General features: G+C 64.8%; 21 protein-coding genes, 1 pseudogene and 1 riboswitch. Of the genes and pseudogenes, 16 read left to right on the forward strand and 6 right to left on the reverse strand.

The features are described from left to right. Positions 1-10 precede the first annotated feature (10 nt). Entirely contained in the window at positions 11-508 is a 498-nt protein-coding gene (locus tag BN3789_RS13530) for a 3'-5' exonuclease (protein WP_411431536.1), read from the reverse strand. A gap of 390 nt (positions 509-898) precedes the next feature. Here BN3789_RS13530 and BN3789_RS09595 point away from each other — a divergent pair, with 390 nt between their 5' ends. After that, the gene (locus BN3789_RS09595) at positions 899-2,290 is read left to right on the forward strand and encodes an aminopeptidase (protein ID WP_066833605.1); all 1,392 of its coding nucleotides are present in this window, start codon (positions 899-901) and stop codon (positions 2,288-2,290) included. A gap of 495 nt (positions 2,291-2,785) precedes the next feature. Next, complete coding sequence (locus tag BN3789_RS09600; RefSeq protein ID WP_066833608.1) at positions 2,786-3,592, forward strand: YaaA family protein; 807 nt, start codon at positions 2,786-2,788, stop codon at positions 3,590-3,592. A 42-nt stretch (positions 3,593-3,634) separates the two neighbouring features. Here BN3789_RS09600 and BN3789_RS09605 read toward each other — a convergent pair whose 3' ends face one another. After that, complete coding sequence (locus BN3789_RS09605) at positions 3,635-3,955, reverse strand: DUF6054 family protein (protein ID WP_066833611.1); 321 nt, start codon at positions 3,953-3,955, stop codon at positions 3,635-3,637. A gap of 598 nt (positions 3,956-4,553) precedes the next feature. Beyond that, positions 4,554-4,742: a hypothetical protein gene (locus tag BN3789_RS09610; RefSeq protein WP_066833613.1), complete on the reverse strand. Its 189-nt coding sequence runs from the start codon at positions 4,740-4,742 to the stop codon at positions 4,554-4,556. 132 nt (positions 4,743-4,874) lie between these two features. Continuing rightward, positions 4,875-4,991: riboswitch (TPP riboswitch) on the forward strand. On the opposite strand from BN3789_RS09610, the gene thiC reads away from it, so the two are divergent. From thiC to thiD, 5 genes are all read left to right on the forward strand, one after another. Further along, a complete protein-coding gene (thiC, locus tag BN3789_RS09615; protein ID WP_229254319.1) occupies positions 4,983-6,326 on the forward strand; it encodes a phosphomethylpyrimidine synthase ThiC in 1,344 nt (447 codons plus the stop codon). Its footprint overlaps the riboswitch before it by 9 nt. 156 nt (positions 6,327-6,482) lie before the next feature. Further along, entirely contained in the window at positions 6,483-7,316 is an 834-nt protein-coding gene (thiM, locus tag BN3789_RS09620) for a hydroxyethylthiazole kinase (protein ID WP_066833618.1), read from the forward strand. Then, a complete protein-coding gene (locus BN3789_RS13360) occupies positions 7,316-7,777 on the forward strand; it encodes a thiamine phosphate synthase (RefSeq protein WP_066833621.1) in 462 nt (153 codons plus the stop codon). Before thiM ends, BN3789_RS13360 begins: the two co-directional genes overlap by 1 nt. Continuing rightward, positions 7,770-8,051, forward strand: coding sequence for a thiamine phosphate synthase (locus BN3789_RS13365; protein WP_267872877.1), 282 nt, complete (start codon positions 7,770-7,772; stop codon positions 8,049-8,051). Before BN3789_RS13360 ends, BN3789_RS13365 begins: the two co-directional genes overlap by 8 nt. 57 nt (positions 8,052-8,108) lie before the next feature. Beyond that, a complete protein-coding gene (thiD, locus tag BN3789_RS09635; protein ID WP_066833635.1) occupies positions 8,109-8,924 on the forward strand; it encodes a bifunctional hydroxymethylpyrimidine kinase/phosphomethylpyrimidine kinase in 816 nt (271 codons plus the stop codon). A gap of 60 nt (positions 8,925-8,984) precedes the next feature. On the opposite strand, the gene BN3789_RS09640 is transcribed toward thiD, so the two are convergent. After that, positions 8,985-9,650, reverse strand: coding sequence for a pentapeptide repeat-containing protein (locus BN3789_RS09640; RefSeq protein ID WP_066833637.1), 666 nt, complete (start codon positions 9,648-9,650; stop codon positions 8,985-8,987). Continuing rightward, positions 9,650-10,558 (reverse strand): TIGR02452 family protein, encoded by a 909-nt coding sequence (locus BN3789_RS09645; protein ID WP_066833639.1) that lies wholly within the window; start codon positions 10,556-10,558, stop codon positions 9,650-9,652. The genes BN3789_RS09640 and BN3789_RS09645 overlap by 1 nt, the downstream gene beginning before the upstream one ends. Positions 10,559-10,862: 304 nt before the next feature. Between BN3789_RS09645 and BN3789_RS09650 the strand changes: the two genes are divergently transcribed. From BN3789_RS09650 to BN3789_RS09670, 5 genes are all read left to right on the forward strand, one after another. Next, positions 10,863-12,110: a glycosyltransferase family 4 protein gene (locus BN3789_RS09650; RefSeq protein WP_066834313.1), complete on the forward strand. Its 1,248-nt coding sequence runs from the start codon at positions 10,863-10,865 to the stop codon at positions 12,108-12,110. Between the two features lie 10 nt (positions 12,111-12,120). Further along, the gene (gene trpS / locus BN3789_RS09655) at positions 12,121-13,170 is read left to right on the forward strand and encodes a tryptophan--tRNA ligase (protein ID WP_066833641.1); all 1,050 of its coding nucleotides are present in this window, start codon (positions 12,121-12,123) and stop codon (positions 13,168-13,170) included. 100 nt (positions 13,171-13,270) lie between these two features. Next, entirely contained in the window at positions 13,271-14,092 is an 822-nt protein-coding gene (locus BN3789_RS09660; RefSeq protein WP_066833644.1) for a Cof-type HAD-IIB family hydrolase, read from the forward strand. A gap of 21 nt (positions 14,093-14,113) precedes the next feature. Next, positions 14,114-14,335, forward strand: a complete 222-nt coding sequence (locus BN3789_RS09665) for a DUF6485 family protein (RefSeq protein ID WP_066833646.1) — start codon at positions 14,114-14,116, stop codon at positions 14,333-14,335. 292 nt (positions 14,336-14,627) lie between these two features. Next, positions 14,628-14,948, forward strand: coding sequence for an MGMT family protein (locus BN3789_RS09670; protein ID WP_066833648.1), 321 nt, complete (start codon positions 14,628-14,630; stop codon positions 14,946-14,948). 438 nt (positions 14,949-15,386) lie between these two features. Here BN3789_RS09670 and BN3789_RS09675 read toward each other — a convergent pair whose 3' ends face one another. Further along, entirely contained in the window at positions 15,387-16,121 is a 735-nt protein-coding gene (locus BN3789_RS09675; RefSeq protein ID WP_079989251.1) for a phosphatase PAP2 family protein, read from the reverse strand. A 187-nt stretch (positions 16,122-16,308) separates the two neighbouring features. Here BN3789_RS09675 and BN3789_RS09680 point away from each other — a divergent pair, with 187 nt between their 5' ends. The 4 genes and pseudogenes from BN3789_RS09680 (at position 16,309) to BN3789_RS12460 (ending at position 18,507) form a co-directional block, all read left to right on the forward strand. Further along, on the forward strand, positions 16,309-17,328 hold the full coding sequence (locus BN3789_RS09680) for a Y-family DNA polymerase (protein ID WP_187119138.1): 1,020 nt from the start codon (positions 16,309-16,311) through the stop codon (positions 17,326-17,328). Between the two features lie 23 nt (positions 17,329-17,351). Beyond that, positions 17,352-17,549 (forward strand): annotated as a pseudogene (locus BN3789_RS12455) (tryptophan--tRNA ligase); the annotation flags it as partial. Positions 17,550-17,594: 45 nt separating this feature from the next. Beyond that, on the forward strand, positions 17,595-18,074 hold the full coding sequence (locus BN3789_RS09685) for a DinB/UmuC family translesion DNA polymerase (RefSeq protein WP_066833651.1): 480 nt from the start codon (positions 17,595-17,597) through the stop codon (positions 18,072-18,074). Then, the gene (locus BN3789_RS12460) at positions 18,067-18,507 is read left to right on the forward strand and encodes a YolD-like family protein (RefSeq protein ID WP_079989253.1); all 441 of its coding nucleotides are present in this window, start codon (positions 18,067-18,069) and stop codon (positions 18,505-18,507) included. The genes BN3789_RS09685 and BN3789_RS12460 overlap by 8 nt, the downstream gene beginning before the upstream one ends. The last annotated feature ends 292 nt before the right edge of the window (positions 18,508-18,799 follow it).

Below are 18,799 nucleotides of genomic sequence, written 5' to 3' on the forward strand. Positions count from 1 at the left end.
GCACAAGGGGTCAGGCATCAGCCCTCCCCCCGCGCACGACCTCAAGGTAAGGGGTGCTGCCAGGCGAAGCATAAACGGATCCATCGTCTTCAAGCATACGCCAGAAACATGCAAGCGTAGCCCGCGCGTCCGCAAGCGCATCGTGCGGACGCAGGCGGACTCCATAATGCCGTGCGCAATCTGCAAGCCTCGTCCAAGTATACGAACTTGAGCGAAGGCGCCTGCGCCCGGCAACGGGGGCAAACTCCCGCATCACGTCGAAGTTGAGGCATGTCGGCATCGCGACGCCGACCGACTTGAGAAACGCGATGTCAAACGCCAGATTGTATCCGACAAGCAGCGTTGCTTGAGAGAAGATGCCATCGAGCTCCGAGACGAGTTCGGAAATGGGGCGTTTGGCCCGCACCATATCGGGCTTGATACCGTGCACCCTTTCCGCAGCAGGCCATGAACGATGACGCATCGGCCTCACGTAATCGCTGAAAAGAATAGCTCCGGTACCATCCAAGATTCCAAGCTGGAGAATCTCGTCCCTGTCTGCATTCAGCCCGTCGTCTCGACGTCAAAGCACAGAATGCGCTCGCGCGTCATCGCATGGATCTTGGAAACGTCACCGGTTTCATACCAAAGCATCTGCGCCGAACCGCCTTCGCACAAGGACTCTGATACAGCAGAGTACCCTGCAGCTGAGCGATTTCAAGCATGAAGCATCCTTCGCCAACAACCCGCTTTAATCTCTTGCCGCCCGTTTGCAGGGCACCCGGGCACGTCGATTCGTCCTCGTTTAGCTGAACAGGCCTCGAACCCGCCCCTCCACACAAAGCCTATGTCGCCACTAGGAATACCGTGCTACCATTCCCTGCGGAATTATCGGTAACGGAACGAGGAGGCATCCCTTATGGAGCGTCCGAACGCATGGAAGAAGTACGGTGAGGCGGATCTTGCCGAGCTCGAGAAGCTCTGCGGCGAGTACCGCGCCTTCATCAGCGAGAACAAGACCGAGCGCGAGTGCGTCCGCGCAAGCGTCAAGCTTGCCGAGGCCGCGGGCTACGTCGATCTTGGCCAGGTGACGGCCGAGGGCCGCAAGCTCTCCGCCGGCGACAAGGTCTACGCCGTCTGCCACAACAAGACCATCATGCTCGCCAACATCGGCTACGCGCCGCTCGAGCAGGGCGTGAACATCCTGGGCGCGCACATCGACTCGCCGCGTCTGGACATCAAGCAGAACCCGCTGTACGAGGCCGGCGACATGGCCTACCTCGACACGCACTACTACGGCGGCGTGAAGGCCTACCACTGGGTCGCCACCCCGCTGGCACTGCACGGCGTCGTGTGCAAGAAGGACGGCACCACGGTCGAGGTCTGCGTCGGCGAGGACGCCGCTGATCCCGTGTTCTGCATCTCCGACCTGCTGATCCACCTGGCTTCCGACCAGATGAAGAAGTCCGCCGCCGAGGCTGTCGACCATGAGAACCTCGATGTCATCATCGGCGGCCGCCCCGTGGTGATCGAGGGCGACGACGCCCCGAAGGAGCCCGTCAAGCAGATGCTGGTCGACATCCTGTCCGACAAGTACAGCATCGAGGAGGAGGACCTGCTGTCCGCCGAGCTCGAGGTCGTGCCCGCCGGCGCTGCCCGCGAGATGGGCCTCGACCGCTCCATGATCCTGGGCTACGGCCAGGACGACCGCGTGTGCGCATACACCTCGCTTGCCGCCCAGCTCGACGTCGAGCAGGTCGAGCGCACGAGCGTGTGCCTGCTTGTCGACAAGGAGGAGATCGGCTCGGTAGGCGCCTCCGGCATGACTAGCCGCTTCTTCGAGAACACCATGGCCGAGATCATGGAACTCGTCGGCGAGACCGGGCCGCTGGCGCTCCGTCGCTGCCTGGCCAACTCCCGCATGCTGTCCTCCGACGTGTCCGCCGGCTTCGATCAGCTCTACGCCGACCGCTTCGAGAAGAAGAACGCCGCCATCATGGGTCACGGCCTGTGCTTCAACAAGTACACCGGCAGCCGCGGCAAATCCGGCTCCAACGACGCCGACGCCGAGTACATGGCGCTCGTCCGCACCATCATGGACGAGGCCGGCGTCGACTTCCAGACCTGCGAGCTCGGCCGCATCGGCGCGGGCGGCGGCGGCACGATCGCCTTCATCCTCGCCGAGTACGGCATGGACGTCATCGACTCCGGCGTGGCGGTCCTGTCCATGCACTCCCTGTGGGAGGTCACGAACAAGGCCGACGTCTACGAAGCCTACAAGGGCTACAAGGCGTTCATCGAGCGCGCGTAACGCACCCCGCTCAACAGCACGAGGCGCGCGGGCTTGCCATCCGGCAGGCCCGCGCGCCTTTTCGTGTGTTTCAGTCCATGTGTCTGCGAGGGGCGCGACGTGCTTATTCGGTATAGATTCCCAATCGTGGTCAATTTACCCATCGAACCGGGAAATGGATGCTGGATTGCGGGAGCCGGCTCGGCAGAAACGATCCGCGACACAAAAGAGACAATATAATACGTATTTCCTCGCGCGCTTAGGGTGCCTTTTCCCAAAGAGCGGGAAAGGTGGCTCGGCTGTTCTTCAATAGGCTTGTAGTAATTAATATTGTATATAAACGCACAGATGATACAGTCCCGGTTCGATGGGTAAATTGACCACGATTCCGAAAAGATAGAACAGAGACGCTCGCTCAAAGGAGGCCCGCCCACTCCATCCCATCGGATATCATCGGGATGCACGGAAATCACATCCCCACCGTCCCCCACGTTGTTCGCGACCCCAGGAGAACCCATGCTGCAGGTCATCATCTCCCCCGCCAAGCAGATGCGCGTCGCCGCCGACACGTTTACGCCGCGCGGCATCCCGCCGTTTCCCGAACGCACGGAACGGCTCGTGCGCGAGCTGCGCGACATCGAGCGCACGCAGGGCGCCGAGGGGCTCAAGCGCCTTTGGCGCGTGAACGACAAGCTCCTCACCGAGAACATCGAGCGCCTGCACGAATTCGAGCCCGTGTCTCACGAGGCGCAGCTGGACGACCCGACGGTCGCGCGCTTCGTCTCCCCTGCCGTGTTCTCCTACGTGGGAATCCAGTACCGCAGCATGGCGCCGGAGGTCATGGGCTTTCCCGAGCTCGAATGGCTGCAGGCTCATCTCTGGGTGCTTTCGGGCCTATACGGCTGCGTTCGTCCATTCGACGCCGTGCAGCCCTACCGCCTGGAGATGGGTGCGAAACTCTCCGTCGACGATGCGCGCGACCTCTATGCCTTCTGGGGTAACCGGCTGGCGCAGGTGATTTGCGCCGATGGCCCCACATGCGTGGTGAACCTGGCGAGCGTCGAGTACGCCAAGGCGGCGCTACCCCATCTTCCGGCAGGTTCACAAGCCGTGACCTGCATCTTCGGCGAGGACCTACGCGCCGGCAAGCCCGTGCAGCGCGCAACGGCGAGCAAGATCGCACGTGGCTCGATGGTCCGCTGGATGGCCGAACACGGCATAGAGCGAGCAGAGGACCTGGTCCGCTTCGACATAGGCTATGCCTACGCTCCGGAGCTCTCATCCGAAGACGGCAGCACGCTGGTATTCATGAAGCGCGCTTGATGCGACATCAAGAAAAGGTGGAATGTGCCCTCGAACTACGAGCTACCAGCTGCATGACTCCATCTCTTCCAGGAAATCCTGCTCCAGGTGCTTCTTGACGCCGTAGCTCAAGTTGAGAAGCCCATCACCGGAACCCGACGCGATCGCCGTGACACGCGAGGCCGCATCATCGCCCGTGGCCACAATCGTCAGGCTGGCGTAACTCGACGTCCGCAGGTAGAACTTCTCGATAACGAGCACGTAAAGCCCTTCATCGCGCTCCACCTTCCCCGCGATCTCGACCGAAGAGCCCAGGCGGAAAACCGCTGCGCGAATGCACTCTTTGACCTCATCCAGCCCCAGAGCCATCTGAATGTCTACCATGCCCCCACCATCCCTCGGAGCGAAACCCGATCGATCCGTCATCTGGCTTGAGTATAGATTCCTGCCTGTCCCTGTGAAATGCGGCGACGGTGAACACGAGAGCCCTTGCGCCGAACGGCCCTGAAGGAGGTCGCGGCGGCCGCAGACATGGAGCTTCGACCAACAAACCCCCTTATCGGCCGCCCAAAACAATAACCTCTGCTAGACCATCGTGGATACTGGGGGCTCGTGCAAGCATGCGCGCCGAAGGGGTGTCCCCAGCGTCCAAGAGCGCATGCGGAGGGCACGTCCCCGGTGCACGCCCCGCCGGGGCCCCGCAGACGGCGCGACGCCTTCCCGCAGAAAGCGTCGCGACGGATTCTGCGGGAACAGCGGGGATGATTTGCATAACGGCCAAAACGATATAGGCGTTCACCTCGGTGTTCTACGTTTCGTCTGAATCGGTATGCATTTTTCGCCCGAGCTTCCCGCAGAAACCGTCGCGACGTCAGGCACGGGTTGGAACGAACCCGTCCCCAACCAACCCGGTCCGTTTGATGCGACTGTATCTTTCTGCCACAGCGACTGCCCGCGTCGGCGCTTCGACCGGCAACAGACCTTACCTGCTGCCCAGGAGCACAAAAAGCACGAGCGCAAGACAAACCACGAGAAACACCAGCAGGCAGCCGCATCCGCAACCACCGGAATCGCGCGGCGCGCCGCCGTCGGATCCCGACAACTCGTTGATGAGCATCTCGCTCACGGCGCCCTCGCCTATACTCACGTGCCCGTCTCGGTTCCAATCCATCGGCGTCTCGCCTCCCCTCGCGCCATCGAGGTCGCATGTCCATTATCGCCTACATTCCCGACGCCCACCACCGCGCTTCGCACTATACTGGAGTGCAGCAGAGCGCCAACCCGTGCGGGAGGCGCCGCACAATCGCATATCACGGGGAGCTTGCAGGACACCACGGCAGGCTGAGAGGGGACGCGCCCGTCCCGACCCGAGGAACCTGATATGGGTAATGCCAACGAAGGGAGCATGCGTATGAACGCACCCAACACTGCCAATCTTGTCACGCAGCTCGACTACGCGCGGGCGGGCGTCATCACCGACGCCATGCGCGCCGTCGCCGAGCGGGAACACCGCGATCCGGAGTTCATCCGCGCGGGCGTGGCGGCGGGCCGCATCGCCATTCCGGCGAACATCCGCCACCTCGACATGGGCCTCGAGCCCCGCGGCGTCGGGGCCGGCCTCTCCACCAAGGTGAACGTCAACCTCGGTATCTCCGGCGATGTCGCCGACGCCGATGTCGAGTGGGAGAAGGTGCGCACCGCCGAGAAGTTCGGCGCCGACGCCATCATGGACCTCTCCAACTCCGGCAAGACGCGCTTTTTCCGCCAGCAGCTCGTGCGCGAGACGCCGCTCATGGTGGGCACCGTCCCCATGTACGACGCCATCGGCTACATGGAGAAGCCCCTGGTCGAGCTGACCGTCGACGACCTGCTCGAGGTCACGCGCGCGCACGCCGAAGACGGCGTGGACTTCCTCACCATCCACTGCGGCATCAACAAGAGCGTCATCAAGACCTTCAAGGAGACAGGCCGCCTCATGAACATCGTGAGCCGCGGAGGCTCGCTGCTGTTCGGCTGGATGGAGGTCACCGGCAACGAGAACCCCTTCTTCGAGTACTACGACGAGATCCTGAAGATCTGCCATGAGTACGACGTCACCATCTCGCTCGGCGACTCGTGCCGCCCGGGCTGCCTCTACGATGCGAACGACGCCGTGGAGACCGCCGAGATGATCGAGCTGGGCAAGCTCACCAAGCGCGCATGGGACGCCGGCGTCCAGGTCATGATCGAGGGCCCCGGGCACATGCCCATCAACGAGATCGAGGCCAACGTGGCGCTCGAGAAGAGCCTGTGCCACAACGCGCCCTACTACGTGCTCGGCCCGCTCGTGACCGACATCGGCGTCGGCTACGACCACATCACCGCGGCGATCGGTGGCGCCATCTCGGCGAGCGCCGGCGCAGACTTCCTGTGCTACGTCACGCCCGCCGAGCACCTGTGCCTGCCGAACGCGCAAGATGTGCTCGACGGCCTCATCGCCACGAAGATCGCCGCGCACGCCGCCGATATCGCCAAGGGCGTGCCCGGCGCGAAGGACGTCGACAACCGCATGGGAGACGCCCGCCGGCGCCTCGCCTGGGACGAGATGTGGACCTACGCGCTCGACCCGGTGACGTCGAAGGCGCGCTACGAGGCATCCCCCGCTTCCACCGAGGGCACCTGCACCATGTGCGGCAAGATGTGCGCCGTGCGCACGGTCAACAAGGTGTTCGAGGGGACGACGATCGATCTCGACGCCCAGGGGAATACGGATTGATTCATGAATGTACGGGGGCCGAATCAGCGTTTGCGCAGGATTCGTTTATCTGACACCCCTGTTCATTCATGAATGAGCTGACCGACGCTCCCGAACGGAAAACTCACATGGAGGACCGGGCAGGGCCCCGTCCTCATCTCAGAAAGGAATAGCGCCATGGACATGGCAGAACTCGGCCGTGCACTCGACAACGTTCGCACCACCGTGCCGCTCGTGCACTGCATCACCAACTACGTGACGGTCAACGACTGCGCCAACGCGCTGCTCGCGTGCGGAGGCTCCCCCATCATGAGCGACGAGCCCGATGACGTGGAGGACATCACCTCGATCTGCGGCGGCCTCGTGCTGAACATCGGCACGCTCAATCAGCGCAGCATCGAGGGCATGCGCGTGGCCGGCAAGCGCGCGGGCGAGCTGGGCCACGCGATCGTGCTCGACCCCGTGGGCGCCGGCGCATCCAAGCTGCGCACCGACACGGCGGCGGAGCTCATCGACACGCTGCCCGTCACGGTCGTGCGCGGCAACATGAGCGAGATCAAGACCATCGCCGGCTCCGCCGCAGCGACCCGCGGCGTGGACGTCAATCCCGATGACGCCGTGACCGAGGACAACCTCGCCGCGAGCGCCGATTTCGCCCGCAGCCTCGCCGCCAAGCTCGGCGCTGTCGTGGCCATCACGGGCGCCATCGACATCGTCGCCTCCGCGGACCGCGCGGTCGCCATCCGCAACGGCGTGGCGACCATGGGCAAGATCACCGGCACCGGCTGCATGCTCACCTGCGTCGCCGCCGCATACGCCGTCGCCAACCCCGACGACATCTTCGGCGCAACCGTCGCCGCCATCGCGGGCCACGGCCTTGCCGGCGAGGTCGCCGCAGCGCGCATGGCGCCCGCCGACGGCAACGGCAGCTTCCGCACCTACCTGCTCGACGCCATCTGCAATATGTCCGCCGACCAGCTCATGGCCGGCGCCAAGATCGAGGAGCTGTAATGCCGGCCGCCCAGCGCGGCCCCTGGACGCCAGAGGATATCCGTCACGGCATGCTGCTGTATGCCGTGACGGACTCCGCCTGGCTGCACGGCCGCACGCTCGCCTCGTGCGTGCGCGAGGCGCTCGCGGGGGGCGCGACCTTCGTCCAGCTGCGCGAGAAGCACATGTCGACCGACGAGCTCGTGGAGGAAGCGAAGACGATCCTCCCCATCTGCCGCGAGGCGCGCGTCCCCTTTCTGATCGACGACGACGTCGAGGCGGCGCGGCTCGTCGGCGCCGACGGCGTGCATGTCGGCCAATCCGACACGGCCTATCTGTGTATAAGAGCCAGCGCTCGACCCCGCCCTCCTGCCCCCCCCCCCACCTCCCCCCTCCACCCACGCCTCCCCCCCATCCTCCTACACGCCGCTCTTCCGTTCCCGAGCAGCACCTGTCTCTTATACACATCTAGATGTGTATAAGAGACAGGACGCCCTCGGCGTGGGCGCGCTCATCCCCACGCCCACCAAGCCCGACGCCGTCGACGTCACGCCCGAGGAGCTTTCGCGAATCTGCCGCGCCGTCGAGATTCCCGTCGTCGGCATCGGCGGGCTGCACCTGAGCACGATCGACATCCTCGACGGAACCGGTGCCGCCGGCGCCGCCGTGGTTTCCGCGATCTTCGCCGCCGAGGATATCGAGAGGGACACGCGCGGGCTTGCCGACAAGCTCTCCCGCATGGCCCTCGCACGCTAGCGGCGAAGGATACCATCTACGCCAATCCCAAATGGCGCAACGAGAAGGAGGTTGACGATGGACACGTTCCGCGTTCCCGCCGTGCTGTCTATCGCTGGCTCGGATTCGAGCGGCGGCGCCGGCATCCAGGCGGACATCAAGACGATCGCCGCCCATGGGTTGTTCGCCGAGACCGCCATCACGGCACTCACCGCGCAAAACACCACGGGCGTTCGCGACGTGCTGGAGGCGACACCCGAATTCGTCGGCGAGCAGATCGATGCCGTGTTCGAGGACATTCCGCCCGCAGCGGTGAAGATCGGCATGGTATCGTCGGCCGCCATCATCGAGACAATCGCGCAACGTCTCGAGCGCTGGCAGGCCGCAAATATCGTCGTCGACCCCGTCATGGTCGCCACGTCGGGTGCGCGCCTCATCAACGAATACGCCTCGACAGCGCTCACGGGCAGGCTGCTGCCGCTCGCGCGCGTGATCACGCCCAACATACCGGAGGCGACCGCCCTCGCCGGCAGGCCGATCTCCGATGCCGACGAGCAGCAGGCGGCGGCATGCGAGCTCGCCGAGCGTTTCGGCTGCGCCGTCCTCGTTAAAGGCGGCCACGGCGTCGCCGATGCCAACGACGTGCTCGCCGAACCCATGGGCACAGTGGAACCGCGTATCACCTGGTTCACGCACGAGCGCATCGAGACCGAGAACACGCACGGCACCGGGTGCACGCTGTCGTCCGCCATCGCCTGCGGGCTGGCGCGGGGCCTTACGCTCTCCGATGCCGTCGAGCAGGCGAAGGCCTATCTGACCGGCGCCCTCGCCGCGGGCCTCGATCTGGGCCGCGGCTCGGGTCCCGTCGACCATATGTGGCGCCATCGCGGCTGATGGGTTGGATGGGGACGGGTTCGTTTCAACCCGTCCCCGATGGCACGCCGACAGCTGCCCCTAGTCGTCCGCGACCGTCACGCCCAGCAGGCCGACGAGCGCGAGGGTCTGCTCGACGCTCACCTTCGCGCCGCGTAGCTCGCGAAAGTCGCTCGAGAGCACCGGGGCGGCAAACTCGCAGGTCGAAAGGTCGATGCCCGCAAGCGGCGTGCCGAACACGTCGATTCGCGTCAGATCGCATCCGTCGAACTCCGCGCGCTTCAGGCGCGTCCGCTGCATCGCCGCCTCGATCAGGCGCACCGCGCGCATGCACAGCACATCGACGGTGCATTCGGACAGGTTCGCATAGCTCAGGTCGCTCGAGGAGACGGCGACGCCGGCGAGCCGGGCCTGCAGAAGGCGCAGGCCCGGTGCCGAGCAGTCGACCATATCGCAGCGGTTGAGCCACGCCCGGTCCATGGAGCACCGGATGAACCGGCAGCCCTGGAAGCGCACATCGCGAAACGTGCACCCGCTGAAATCGACGCCGTCGAACGTGCAGCCGCGAAACGCCACGGTATCGAACGTCGCCGATTCCGCGTCCTCGTAGGAAAGCTCGAGCCCCACAAACGCCGTGTTACCCACCTGCGCGTCGCCCTCGGCGAACAGGTCGAGCAGCTCCTCGGCATTGATGTGGGCCCCGAGCGCCTCGGGCACCTTGGCGAACGAGGGGACCCGCCGCGCCATTACAGGTACTTCCTCCAGTCGTCCTCCTCCTCGGCGGCCGCCTCCGCCGCAGCATCCGCCGCGGCCTTGGCGCGGGCGGCCTGCATGTCGGAGTAGGACTCGCCGTTTTGCTCGGGGAAGCAGGCGAAGGCGTGCTCGAAGCGCGGGAGGTTGTCGTCGTAGCGGGTCTTGGGGATGGCGAACCAGACCTCCTCGAGCGCATGGGCGCCCGAGGCGAGCTCCGCGCGGAACATCTCGGCGACCGCGCTCGCGTCCCAGCCGAAGGCGCCGCAGCCGTATGCGCCGAGCACGGCCTTCTTGATTCCACGCGCGTCGATGAGGTCGAGCACGAAGCGGATGCGGTCGCGCATGGCGTCCGCAAGGACCTCATCGGAGACCTTGTACTCCGAGCGGGCGCGGCGTGCGTTCGGGGCGGCCGCCACGACCACGTCGGCGTAGGCGTGGATCTTGCCGCGGCCGAAGCGCACGGCGGGCACCACCAGCGCGCGGTTGCGGTACAGTTCGCAGTTGAGGTTGCGGCGACGGTTCTCGGCGTACCAGTCTCCGAACGTCTCGAGGACGTTGCCCAGATAGGACTCGCGGCACAGCGACTGCTCCTGACCGGCCGCACCGCGCGAGAAGCCGCCGGCGGGATTCACGAACGAGGCGAAATCGAGGACCGCGAGATCGCAGAAGGCGGCACGTCCGCGCCCATTTTCCAAGATGACGGCGACGGCATCGGCGTCGACGACGCTCACCTGGGGGACGCGCCCCTCTTCGACCTCATGGGCCGGGGCGCCGTCGTAGCGCACCGTGCCCTGCTGCGCCTGCTCGATTTCCTTCGCATAGCGCGCGGCCATCTGCTCGATGTGCTTTTTCGCCGCGTCCGCGCGCGCCGCCTTACGGGGATTCTCCCTGCGCTCCGCCATACTGCATGCTCCTTTGCCGTACGCATTCGGGATACCTACATGGTGCCTATGATAAACCGTGCGGCGGCGCTTTTGGGACGGGGTCGTTGTCGGCCGTCGGTGCAAATCGGGGACGTACCTGTTGCATGCATGCATGCACGCAACAGGTACGTCCCCGATTTGCACCGACGGCACCGACCCAAATAGCACCATCATGGTATGACGGTGTTGACCGGCCATCCGGGTAGGTCATGGAATGAAACTCCGGTATCATGTCTTGAGTTCTGACCATTTTTCGTCCGCAAACGGTGGTTTCGCCTTGTCCATGGAGTTCTTCATTCCATATATCTGTGTGGCCGCGGCGGCCTTTATCACCACCTATGCCTGCGTACCGCTCGCACGGCGCCTGGCGATCCGCCTGAACGCCGTCGACTATCCCTCCAAGCGCCGCATCAACAAGACGCCCATCCCCCGCATGGGAGGCGTCGCGGTGCTCCTCGGGCTCGTCGCCGCCCTCATCGTCCAGCTCATCGGCACGTGGTACTTCCACTGGCCGCCCGTGCTGATCCCGCACCCGAGCATGAGCATCAACTATCCCCTGCTCGGAGTGTCGTTTCTGCTAATCTTTCTGACCGGCGCGGTCGACGACGTCGTCCAGCTGCGCCCGCGCGCAAAGCTCGCAGGCCAGCTCGTCGCCGCCATCTGCGCCGTCGCGAGCGGCGTGGCCATCAACTCGGTCGTCAACCCGTTCGGAACCGACTACATCCAGCTCGGGTGGCTCTCCTACCCCATCACGGTGATCTACCTCATCGCGTACAGCAACATCATCAACCTGGTCGACGGCCTCGACGGACTCGCCACGGGCATCTCCGCCATCGCCTCGATCTCCATGTTCTCGTTCGCCGTGCTGGCCGGCCGCGTAGACGCCGCGGCGCTCGCCATCGCCCTCATGGGCAGCTGCTTCGCGTTTTTGCGCTACAACTTCCACCCGGCAAGCATCTTTCTCGGCGATTCGGGCGCGCTGCTGCTCGGCTTCGCGCTGGGCACCATCTCGCTGCTCAACGTGTCGCGCACCGCGGCCCTGACCTCGCTCATCATCCCGCTCATCGTCGCGGGCGTGCCCATCATCGACACGTTCTCGGCGATCATCCGCCGCATGCGCGCGCACGTCAGCATCGGTCAAGCCGACAAGGGACACATCCACCACAGACTCATCGAGGAGGGTTACGACCAGCGCCAGGCGGTGCTGCTCATCTACCTGTGGTGCATCCTGCTGTCGCTGGGCGCCGCCGCCATCAACCAGGTCGGCATCGAGCTGCGCATCGTCATCTTCATCGTGCTGCTCGTCTGTTCCATCGCCTTCGCCATGCGCTTGCACCTGTTCGAACCGGTGCTGCGCCACCACTACAACCCCAAAACCCACCAGGATGAGATCGTCACTCCCGACGACCCCGCGTTCGCCGAAGAGGAGCAGTCGCAGCGCGAACTCAAGCGCGAGCACCGCGAGCAGTACCGCGAGAACCTCGGGAAGGTCTTCCATCCGAACAAGCCGAATCGTGACAACAAACGCTAGGAGATCACACATGCCCAACGAACGCAGCTACGAGACCGCCCTCGAGCGCAGCAACCAGATCAGCGCGGACCTCGCGCAGCACCCCCAGAACTACACCATGCTGACCGGCGACCGGCCGACCGGCCGTCTGCACCTGGGCCACTACTTCGGCACGCTCAAGGGCCGCGTCGAGCTCCAGAACATGGGCGTCAACACGAACGTGCTGATCGCCGACTACCAGGTCATCACCGACCGCGACACCACCGAGCACATCCAGGACAACGTCTACAACATGGTCATGGACTACCTCGCCTGCGGCATCGATCCCGACAAGACGATGATCTACGCGCACTCCGCCGTGCCGGCGTGCAACCAGCTCCTGCTGCCCTTCCTCTCGCTTGTGTCCGAGGCCGAGCTGCAGCGCAACCCCACGGTCAAGGCGGAGATGGAGGCCTCGGGCCACGAACTGACCGGCCTTCTGCTCACCTACCCGGTGCACCAGGCCTGCGACATCCTGTTCTGCAAGGGCAACGTCGTGCCGGTCGGCCGCGACCAGCTGCCCCACATCGAGCTCACCCGCCTCATCGCCCGCCGCTTCAACAACCGCTACGGGCGCGTGTTCCCCGAAGTCGACGCCCTGCTGTCCGACACGCCGCTTCTGCCCGGTCTCGACGGGCGCAAGATGAGCAAGTCCTACGGCAACGCCATCTCCATCTCCATGACGGCCGAGGAGACGGCGAAGCGCATCAAGAAGAGCCAGACCGACTCCGAGCGCATGATCACGTTCGACCCCGAGAACCGCCCCGGCGTCTCGGGCCTGCTGTCCACGGCCGCCATCTGCACCGGCCGCTCCGAGGTCGAGATCGCCGCCGAGATCGGCATGGGCGGCTCCGGTCAGCTCAAGAAGTACGTGACCGAGGCCGTGAACAGCTACTTCGCCCCCATCCGCGAGCGTCGCCACGAGTTCGAGAACGATCTCGGCTACGTGAAGGACGTGCTCGCCGAGGGCAACCGCCGCGCCAACGAGATCGCCGAGGCGACACTCGCCGAGGTGCGCGAGGCCATGGGCATGGTGTACTAGCGCGCCTGCAGACACCGGCTTCGGACCCCGTCATGGACGCCTCTTCATGGCGGGGTCCGCGATGCATCCCGTCAGAATCGAGAGGTTGAAGGAGCAGCCGATGTACCGGCTTATCGCAAGCGATATGGACGAGACGTTTCTCGGCGAGGGGCACCGCGTGCCGCCGGCGAACCTCGAGGCGCTCGCCCGCATGCGCGAGATGGGCGTGCTCTTCGTCCCGAGCTCGGGCCGCCCCTACTCCTCCATCATGGACAGCCTGTCCGACATCGACCCCGCGCTGCTGCAGGGCAGCTACGTCATCTCCTACAATGGCGGCTTCATCAACCGCTACGGCGACGATCGCCCGCTTCTGCGCACGGTGATGGACCGCGCGAGCCTCGAGCAGCTGTACCGCTACGCCGTCGAGCACCGCATCTGCATGCACGTCTACACCGAAAGCGGCCGCATCTTCACGCAGTTTCTGAACGAGCTCGAGCGCGGCTACATCGCCAACCTCGCCGGCATCGAGGAGCTCGGCGACGACCAGGACGCCCTCGCGATGGCGGGAGACGAGGAGTTCCCCAAGATCATCTTCATGGACCCCGATTTCGACGCCGTCAAGCGCCTGGGCGAGCGGCTCCGCCCCTCGCTCGATCCCGAGCTCGTCGATATCACGCACTCCTCGAACCGCTACGTGGAGTTCGTCCCCCACGGCGTCAACAAGGGGACGGGCCTCGCCCACCTCGCCGCCATGCTCGGCATCGATATGGCCGAGACCGTCGGCGTGGGCGATTCCGCGAACGACCTGGCCATGATCCAGGCGGCGGGCCTGGGCGTGGGGGTGGCAAACGCCTCGGACGACATCCGCCCCGCCTGCGACCTCATCCTCGACGCCACGGCCGACGACGGGGCCTTTCCGGAGCTGCTGCGCTGCATATCCTGACCGCGACCTCGAGGAGGAACCATGCCGTCCATCCCACCGTTTTGCACCTGCACCGACCACGCATGCGCCTGCCATCCCGCAAACCACGACCGGGGCTGCGCACCGTGCGTCGCCAAGAACCTGCGCCAGCACGAGATTCCCGCCTGCTTCTTCCGCGCCGTCTCCCCCGACAAGCTTCCCGAGGACTCAGACGACTGGTCGTGGGAGAGCTTCGCCCGCCACGTGCAGGCGCACGCCCGATAACCGCACGCGCCCGATACATGAAAGCGCCCCACCATCGACTTGGATGGCGGGGCGCTTTCATGTACAACGTTGATCGCACAGAGGGGAGGGATGCAATCAAACCCGGCGGAGAGATTATTTTTCATCGCCTGTATCTGCTCCGTCGCTGAGTTAACTATAGTAAACTGCCCGGCTGAAGTCCATGACGAAGATGCTCTCCATATCCTCTTCATAAGTTAGCCATGGATAACCATGTGTGGGGACCGACGATGTGGGACAATTCTCGTGCAGCCTGGATGGAAAGGAGCCAGATATGGAGCGAGACGGATTCTTCGCACGCGTCTACGAGACAGTCGAGCAGATTCCCGTGGGCTTCGTGGCGACCTACGGGCAGATCGCCCGTCTCATCGGCGAGCCGCGTCGCGCGCGCTACGTCGGCTACGCCCTGCATTCGAATCCCCATCCGGGCGAGATCCCCTGCCACCGCGTGGTCTTTTCCGACGGGCGCATCTGCGAGGGGTTCGCGTTCGGCGGCCCTGAGGTGCAGCGCGCCCTCCTTGAAGACGAAGGGGTCGTCTTCCGCGACGAGACGCATGTCGACCTCAAGGCGTGCAGGTGGCCTGCGGGGCTGTAGGAAAGCACTGATCACCATCTTTCGCGCCGCGCCGCGGGAACGCGCCTGGAGGCCGTCGTATCCGCCCGTGTGCGAAACCGCACCTTGGTAAAAGATTTTACCAAGGTGCGGGGGCACCCCGTTTTGAATTTGGTATCAATTCGTAGGCCAGAAGGGCCGCACGGGGGCGGATCGAGGGCCCCTCCCGGAGCCTACGGAATCGGCTGGCCAAAGAAACCGCAGGTCACAGGCTTGTCAGATATGGCCGCTTTCCATCCGTACTTGCCGAATTGATACCATATTCATTTTCAAGAATCATTGGCCCCCTCTTTCCTGGTGTTTTGCGGTGCGGTTTTCCCACCGTGCGCATACGGGCACCGAGATCCGACCTCAGCGTGGCACCAAACGCACGTCGACTCCCCCGCAACAATCGCCGGAGGCCGCGCTTCGTGCGTATGGCTAAGAACGCTCTCCTCGCGCCGACCGCTCCACCTTTCTCCTCGTCGGCGTCGGACCCAAGAACAGCGGCACGGCAATGCGCGTATAGAGCGCGAGCCAGATCAGCGAGGCGCAGAACCCGCCGATCACGTCGGAGGCGTAGTGCACGCCCAGATAGATCCTGCTGATCCCGATCATGAGGATGATGAGGGAGAAGGCCGCCGAGAACAGCATGCGACGGCGCCTGTCGTCCTCGTAATGCCAGACCAGCCACACGAGCAGGCCGAAAAACGCGCACGCCGCCATGGAGTGTCCCGAGGGGAAGCTGAACCCATGCTCGACCACGAGGTTGATGCCTTCGGGCCGCGGCCTCTGCACGAGCGCCTTGATACCGAGGTTCAGCAATGCAACCAGGCCGACATTGAGCGCGCAGCACCATCCGGGGCGCTTGCCCGGCGCGAACGCCGCGATCACCAGCAGCATGGCGACGATCACCAGCGGTGTCGCCAGGGCCGAGAAGGCCTCCATGATAGGCGTGAGCCAATCGGCGCGCAGGTGCTCCACGATCAGCCAGCGCGCAAGCGCGTCGATGTGCATGAGCTCGCCTTCGAGCACCTCCGCAAGCAGCAGCATGAAGACCGCGAGGCATACGAGCACCAGCACGAGCACGCGGTTTTCAACCAACAGGGCCGCAAGCCTCTTTGCCGTGCCATGAGTACGCTCGGCACCTTCCTGTCCGGACCCCATGCGATCCATTCGCATCTCCCCTCAACGCGTTTGCGGCATTGTACCCACCAGACCCCTCCCCTGTCCGCGCATCATCGTTCCCGCACAACGCCGCCCCGGCGCGCAGGGCGCGAAGCAGCCGGTTTGACTTTTGTCCACGCAAGCCTCTATTATCGAACATGTGTTCAGTTTGAGCGATTCGAGCGGAGGAGAAACGGTGGCGAGGCGCGAAGGCGAAGACAAAACCTACCTGTGCATCGACCTCAAGACGTTCTACGCCTCCGTCGAATGCGCCGACCGCGGGCGCGACACGCTCACCTGCAACCTCGTGGTGGCCGACCCCGACCGCGGGCGCACGACCATCTGCCTCGCGGTCTCGGCCGCCATGAAGAAGCTCGGCGTGCGCAACCGCTGCCGCGTGTTCGAGATCCCCGAGGGCATCGACTACATCATGGCCAAGCCGCGCATGCGCCACTACATGGAGGTCTCCGCGCAGATCTACGGCATCTACCTCGAGTTCGTCAGCGCCGACGACATCCACGTGTACTCCATCGACGAGTGCTTCATCGATGCGACTCCCTATCTGGCCCTGTACCACAAGACCGCCCGCGAGTTCGCGCGCGAGCTCATGGACGCCGTGTTCACGCGGTGCGGCATCCGCGCCACCGCGGGCATCGGCACCAATCTGTTCTTGGCCAAGGTGGCGCTCGATATCACGGCGAAGCACGTCAGCGACGGCATCGGGTACCTCGACGAGGAGCTGTTTCGCGAGCAGATCTGGCGGCATCGGCCCATCACCGACATCTGGGGCATCGGGCCGGGCATCGCGGCGCGCCTCGCCAAATACGGCGCGGCCGACCTGATGGGCGTGGCCGCGCTCGACGATGCGCTCCTGTACCGCGAGTTCGGCGTGACGGCCGAGTACCTGATCGACCACGCGCAGGGCATCGAGCCGTGCACCATCGCCGAGATCCACGCCTACGTGCCCGAGGCGACCTCCATCGCAAGCGGCCAGGTGCTGCCGCGCAACTACAGCTACCGGGAGGCGCGCACGGTGCTGCGCGAGATGGTCGACACCTCGGTGCTCGACCTCGTGGCGAAGCGCGCCGTATGCGACGGCATCTCGCTGTACGTGGGATATGCGAGCGATGCGCGCGACCTGGCGCGGATCGGGGCGAGCGGGAGCGCGCGGGTGACCGACAGCTGCGGGCAGGTTCTGTCTCTTATACACATCTAGATGTGTATAAGAGACAGCAGGATGGGGGCACCGGTCAGCTCAAGAAGTACGTGACCGAGGCCGTGAACAGCTACTTCGCCCCCATCCGCGAGCGTCGCCACGAGTTCGAGAACGATCTCGGCTACGTGAAGGACGTGCTCGCCGAGGGCAACCGCCGCGCCAACGAGATCGCCGAGGCGACACTCGCCGAGGTGCGCGAGGCCATGGGCATGGTGTACTAGCGCGCCTGCAGACACCGGCTTCGGACCCCGTCATGGACGCNAGACGTGGAGTTCGCCGGCGACGAGGTCCGCGTCTTCAAGGTCCCGGCGAAATCCGATGGGGCGACCCTGCTGTTCGATCCGCGCGAAGTCGACTTCGTGGAGAGCGTGAACCGCGCCAAAAACGGCACCGTGCGCGGCAAACGGGCCTACGGATATGCAGAGGCCTCGCGCAAGCTGGGAGAACGCACCAACTCGTTCAAGCGCCTGATGGCCCGCTTCGACGCGCTCTTTGACGAGATCGTCGACCCCTCGCGCCCCATCAAACGCATCAACATCGGCTTCGGGGGGCTGCTGCCGGAGGAGTTCGCGACGATCGACCTGTTCACCGACGTGCAGGCCGAGCAGACCGAGCGCAACCTCGCCGAGGCGGTGCTCGCCGTCCGCGACCGCTACGGGAAAAACTCCCTGCTGCGCGGCACGAGCTACAAAGACGAGGCCACCGGACGGAACCGCAACGAGCAGGTGGGAGGACACCATGCCTGATATATCGGATACGAAGCGCGTGCCCTCGCCCTGGGGGGACCTCGAGTTCACGCCCGTCGAGGACGCGGGCCGCGCCCCCTCGCTCGAACGGGGCGACGGACGTCCCCAGCGCCGCGCGGACGGCCGGCCGCGGGCGAGCCGTGCCGCGCAGTTCATGCCGTTTGCCGCCCTGACCGGCTATTACGATCTGGTGCGGGAGCAGGAGCGCATCGTCGAGCCGCGCCACGAGCTGACCGAGGAGGAGGCCGATGAGCTGTCGCGTACCATCATGCAGGTGCGCCGCGGCGACCTGGTGCGCATCACGTACTACGATCGCGGCGGCTACAAGACGCGCGCGGGTGTCGTGAACGCCATCGAGCCCGAACGCCGGCGCCTGCGCCTCGGCACCGACACGATCCCCTTCGACGACATCTGGAAGCTCCTGCGCGCATAGGGGCGCCACGAGAGAGGGGCACAAAAGGCGCGCCCGGGTCGCATTGGCGCGACCCGGGCGCCGCATGAATCAGTCGACGGCTCTCCGATAGCGGGAAACGGGAGGCAAACGTCCCGTGTATGCCCCCGAGCATCATCCCTTAATATTTTGTTATAGGAGCCTTATCAGTGACGCCATAGTATTCGAAACACGTCGAACCGCAGCAGCACTTATCAGGGGGTTCCAACCCCGGAACAATACGGCCGCACCGACAGCACTTCCAGAGAGGAGCTGCGGTGTAGACACTCTCTGG

The organism is Collinsella ihumii, from assembly GCF_900046475.1.
Lineage (GTDB): Bacteria > Actinomycetota > Coriobacteriia > Coriobacteriales > Coriobacteriaceae > Collinsella > Collinsella ihumii.

Excerpts from the sequence above, each read along its gene's own strand:
- BN3789_RS09595 (WP_066833605.1), top strand. The coding sequence starts at position 899 with ATGGAGCGTCCGAACGCATGGAAGAAGTACGGTGAGGCGGATCTTGCC.
- BN3789_RS09600 (WP_066833608.1), top strand. The coding sequence starts at position 2,786 with ATGCTGCAGGTCATCATCTCCCCCGCCAAGCAGATGCGCGTCGCCGCC.
- BN3789_RS09605 (WP_066833611.1), bottom strand. The coding sequence starts at position 3,955 with ATGGTAGACATTCAGATGGCTCTGGGGCTGGATGAGGTCAAAGAGTGC.
- BN3789_RS09610 (WP_066833613.1), bottom strand. The coding sequence starts at position 4,742 with ATGGATTGGAACCGAGACGGGCACGTGAGTATAGGCGAGGGCGCCGTG.
- thiC (WP_229254319.1), top strand. The coding sequence starts at position 4,983 with ATGAACGCACCCAACACTGCCAATCTTGTCACGCAGCTCGACTACGCG.
- thiM (WP_066833618.1), top strand. The coding sequence starts at position 6,483 with ATGGACATGGCAGAACTCGGCCGTGCACTCGACAACGTTCGCACCACC.
- BN3789_RS13360 (WP_066833621.1), top strand. The coding sequence starts at position 7,316 with ATGCCGGCCGCCCAGCGCGGCCCCTGGACGCCAGAGGATATCCGTCAC.
- thiD (WP_066833635.1), top strand. The coding sequence starts at position 8,109 with ATGGACACGTTCCGCGTTCCCGCCGTGCTGTCTATCGCTGGCTCGGAT.
- BN3789_RS09640 (WP_066833637.1), bottom strand. The coding sequence starts at position 9,650 with ATGGCGCGGCGGGTCCCCTCGTTCGCCAAGGTGCCCGAGGCGCTCGGG.
- BN3789_RS09645 (WP_066833639.1), bottom strand. The coding sequence starts at position 10,558 with ATGGCGGAGCGCAGGGAGAATCCCCGTAAGGCGGCGCGCGCGGACGCG.
- BN3789_RS09650 (WP_066834313.1), top strand. The coding sequence starts at position 10,863 with ATGGAGTTCTTCATTCCATATATCTGTGTGGCCGCGGCGGCCTTTATC.
- trpS (WP_066833641.1), top strand. The coding sequence starts at position 12,121 with ATGCCCAACGAACGCAGCTACGAGACCGCCCTCGAGCGCAGCAACCAG.
- BN3789_RS09660 (WP_066833644.1), top strand. The coding sequence starts at position 13,271 with ATGTACCGGCTTATCGCAAGCGATATGGACGAGACGTTTCTCGGCGAG.
- BN3789_RS09665 (WP_066833646.1), top strand. The coding sequence starts at position 14,114 with ATGCCGTCCATCCCACCGTTTTGCACCTGCACCGACCACGCATGCGCC.
- BN3789_RS09670 (WP_066833648.1), top strand. The coding sequence starts at position 14,628 with ATGGAGCGAGACGGATTCTTCGCACGCGTCTACGAGACAGTCGAGCAG.
- BN3789_RS09675 (WP_079989251.1), bottom strand. The coding sequence starts at position 16,121 with ATGGATCGCATGGGGTCCGGACAGGAAGGTGCCGAGCGTACTCATGGC.
- BN3789_RS12460 (WP_079989253.1), top strand. The coding sequence starts at position 18,067 with ATGCCTGATATATCGGATACGAAGCGCGTGCCCTCGCCCTGGGGGGAC.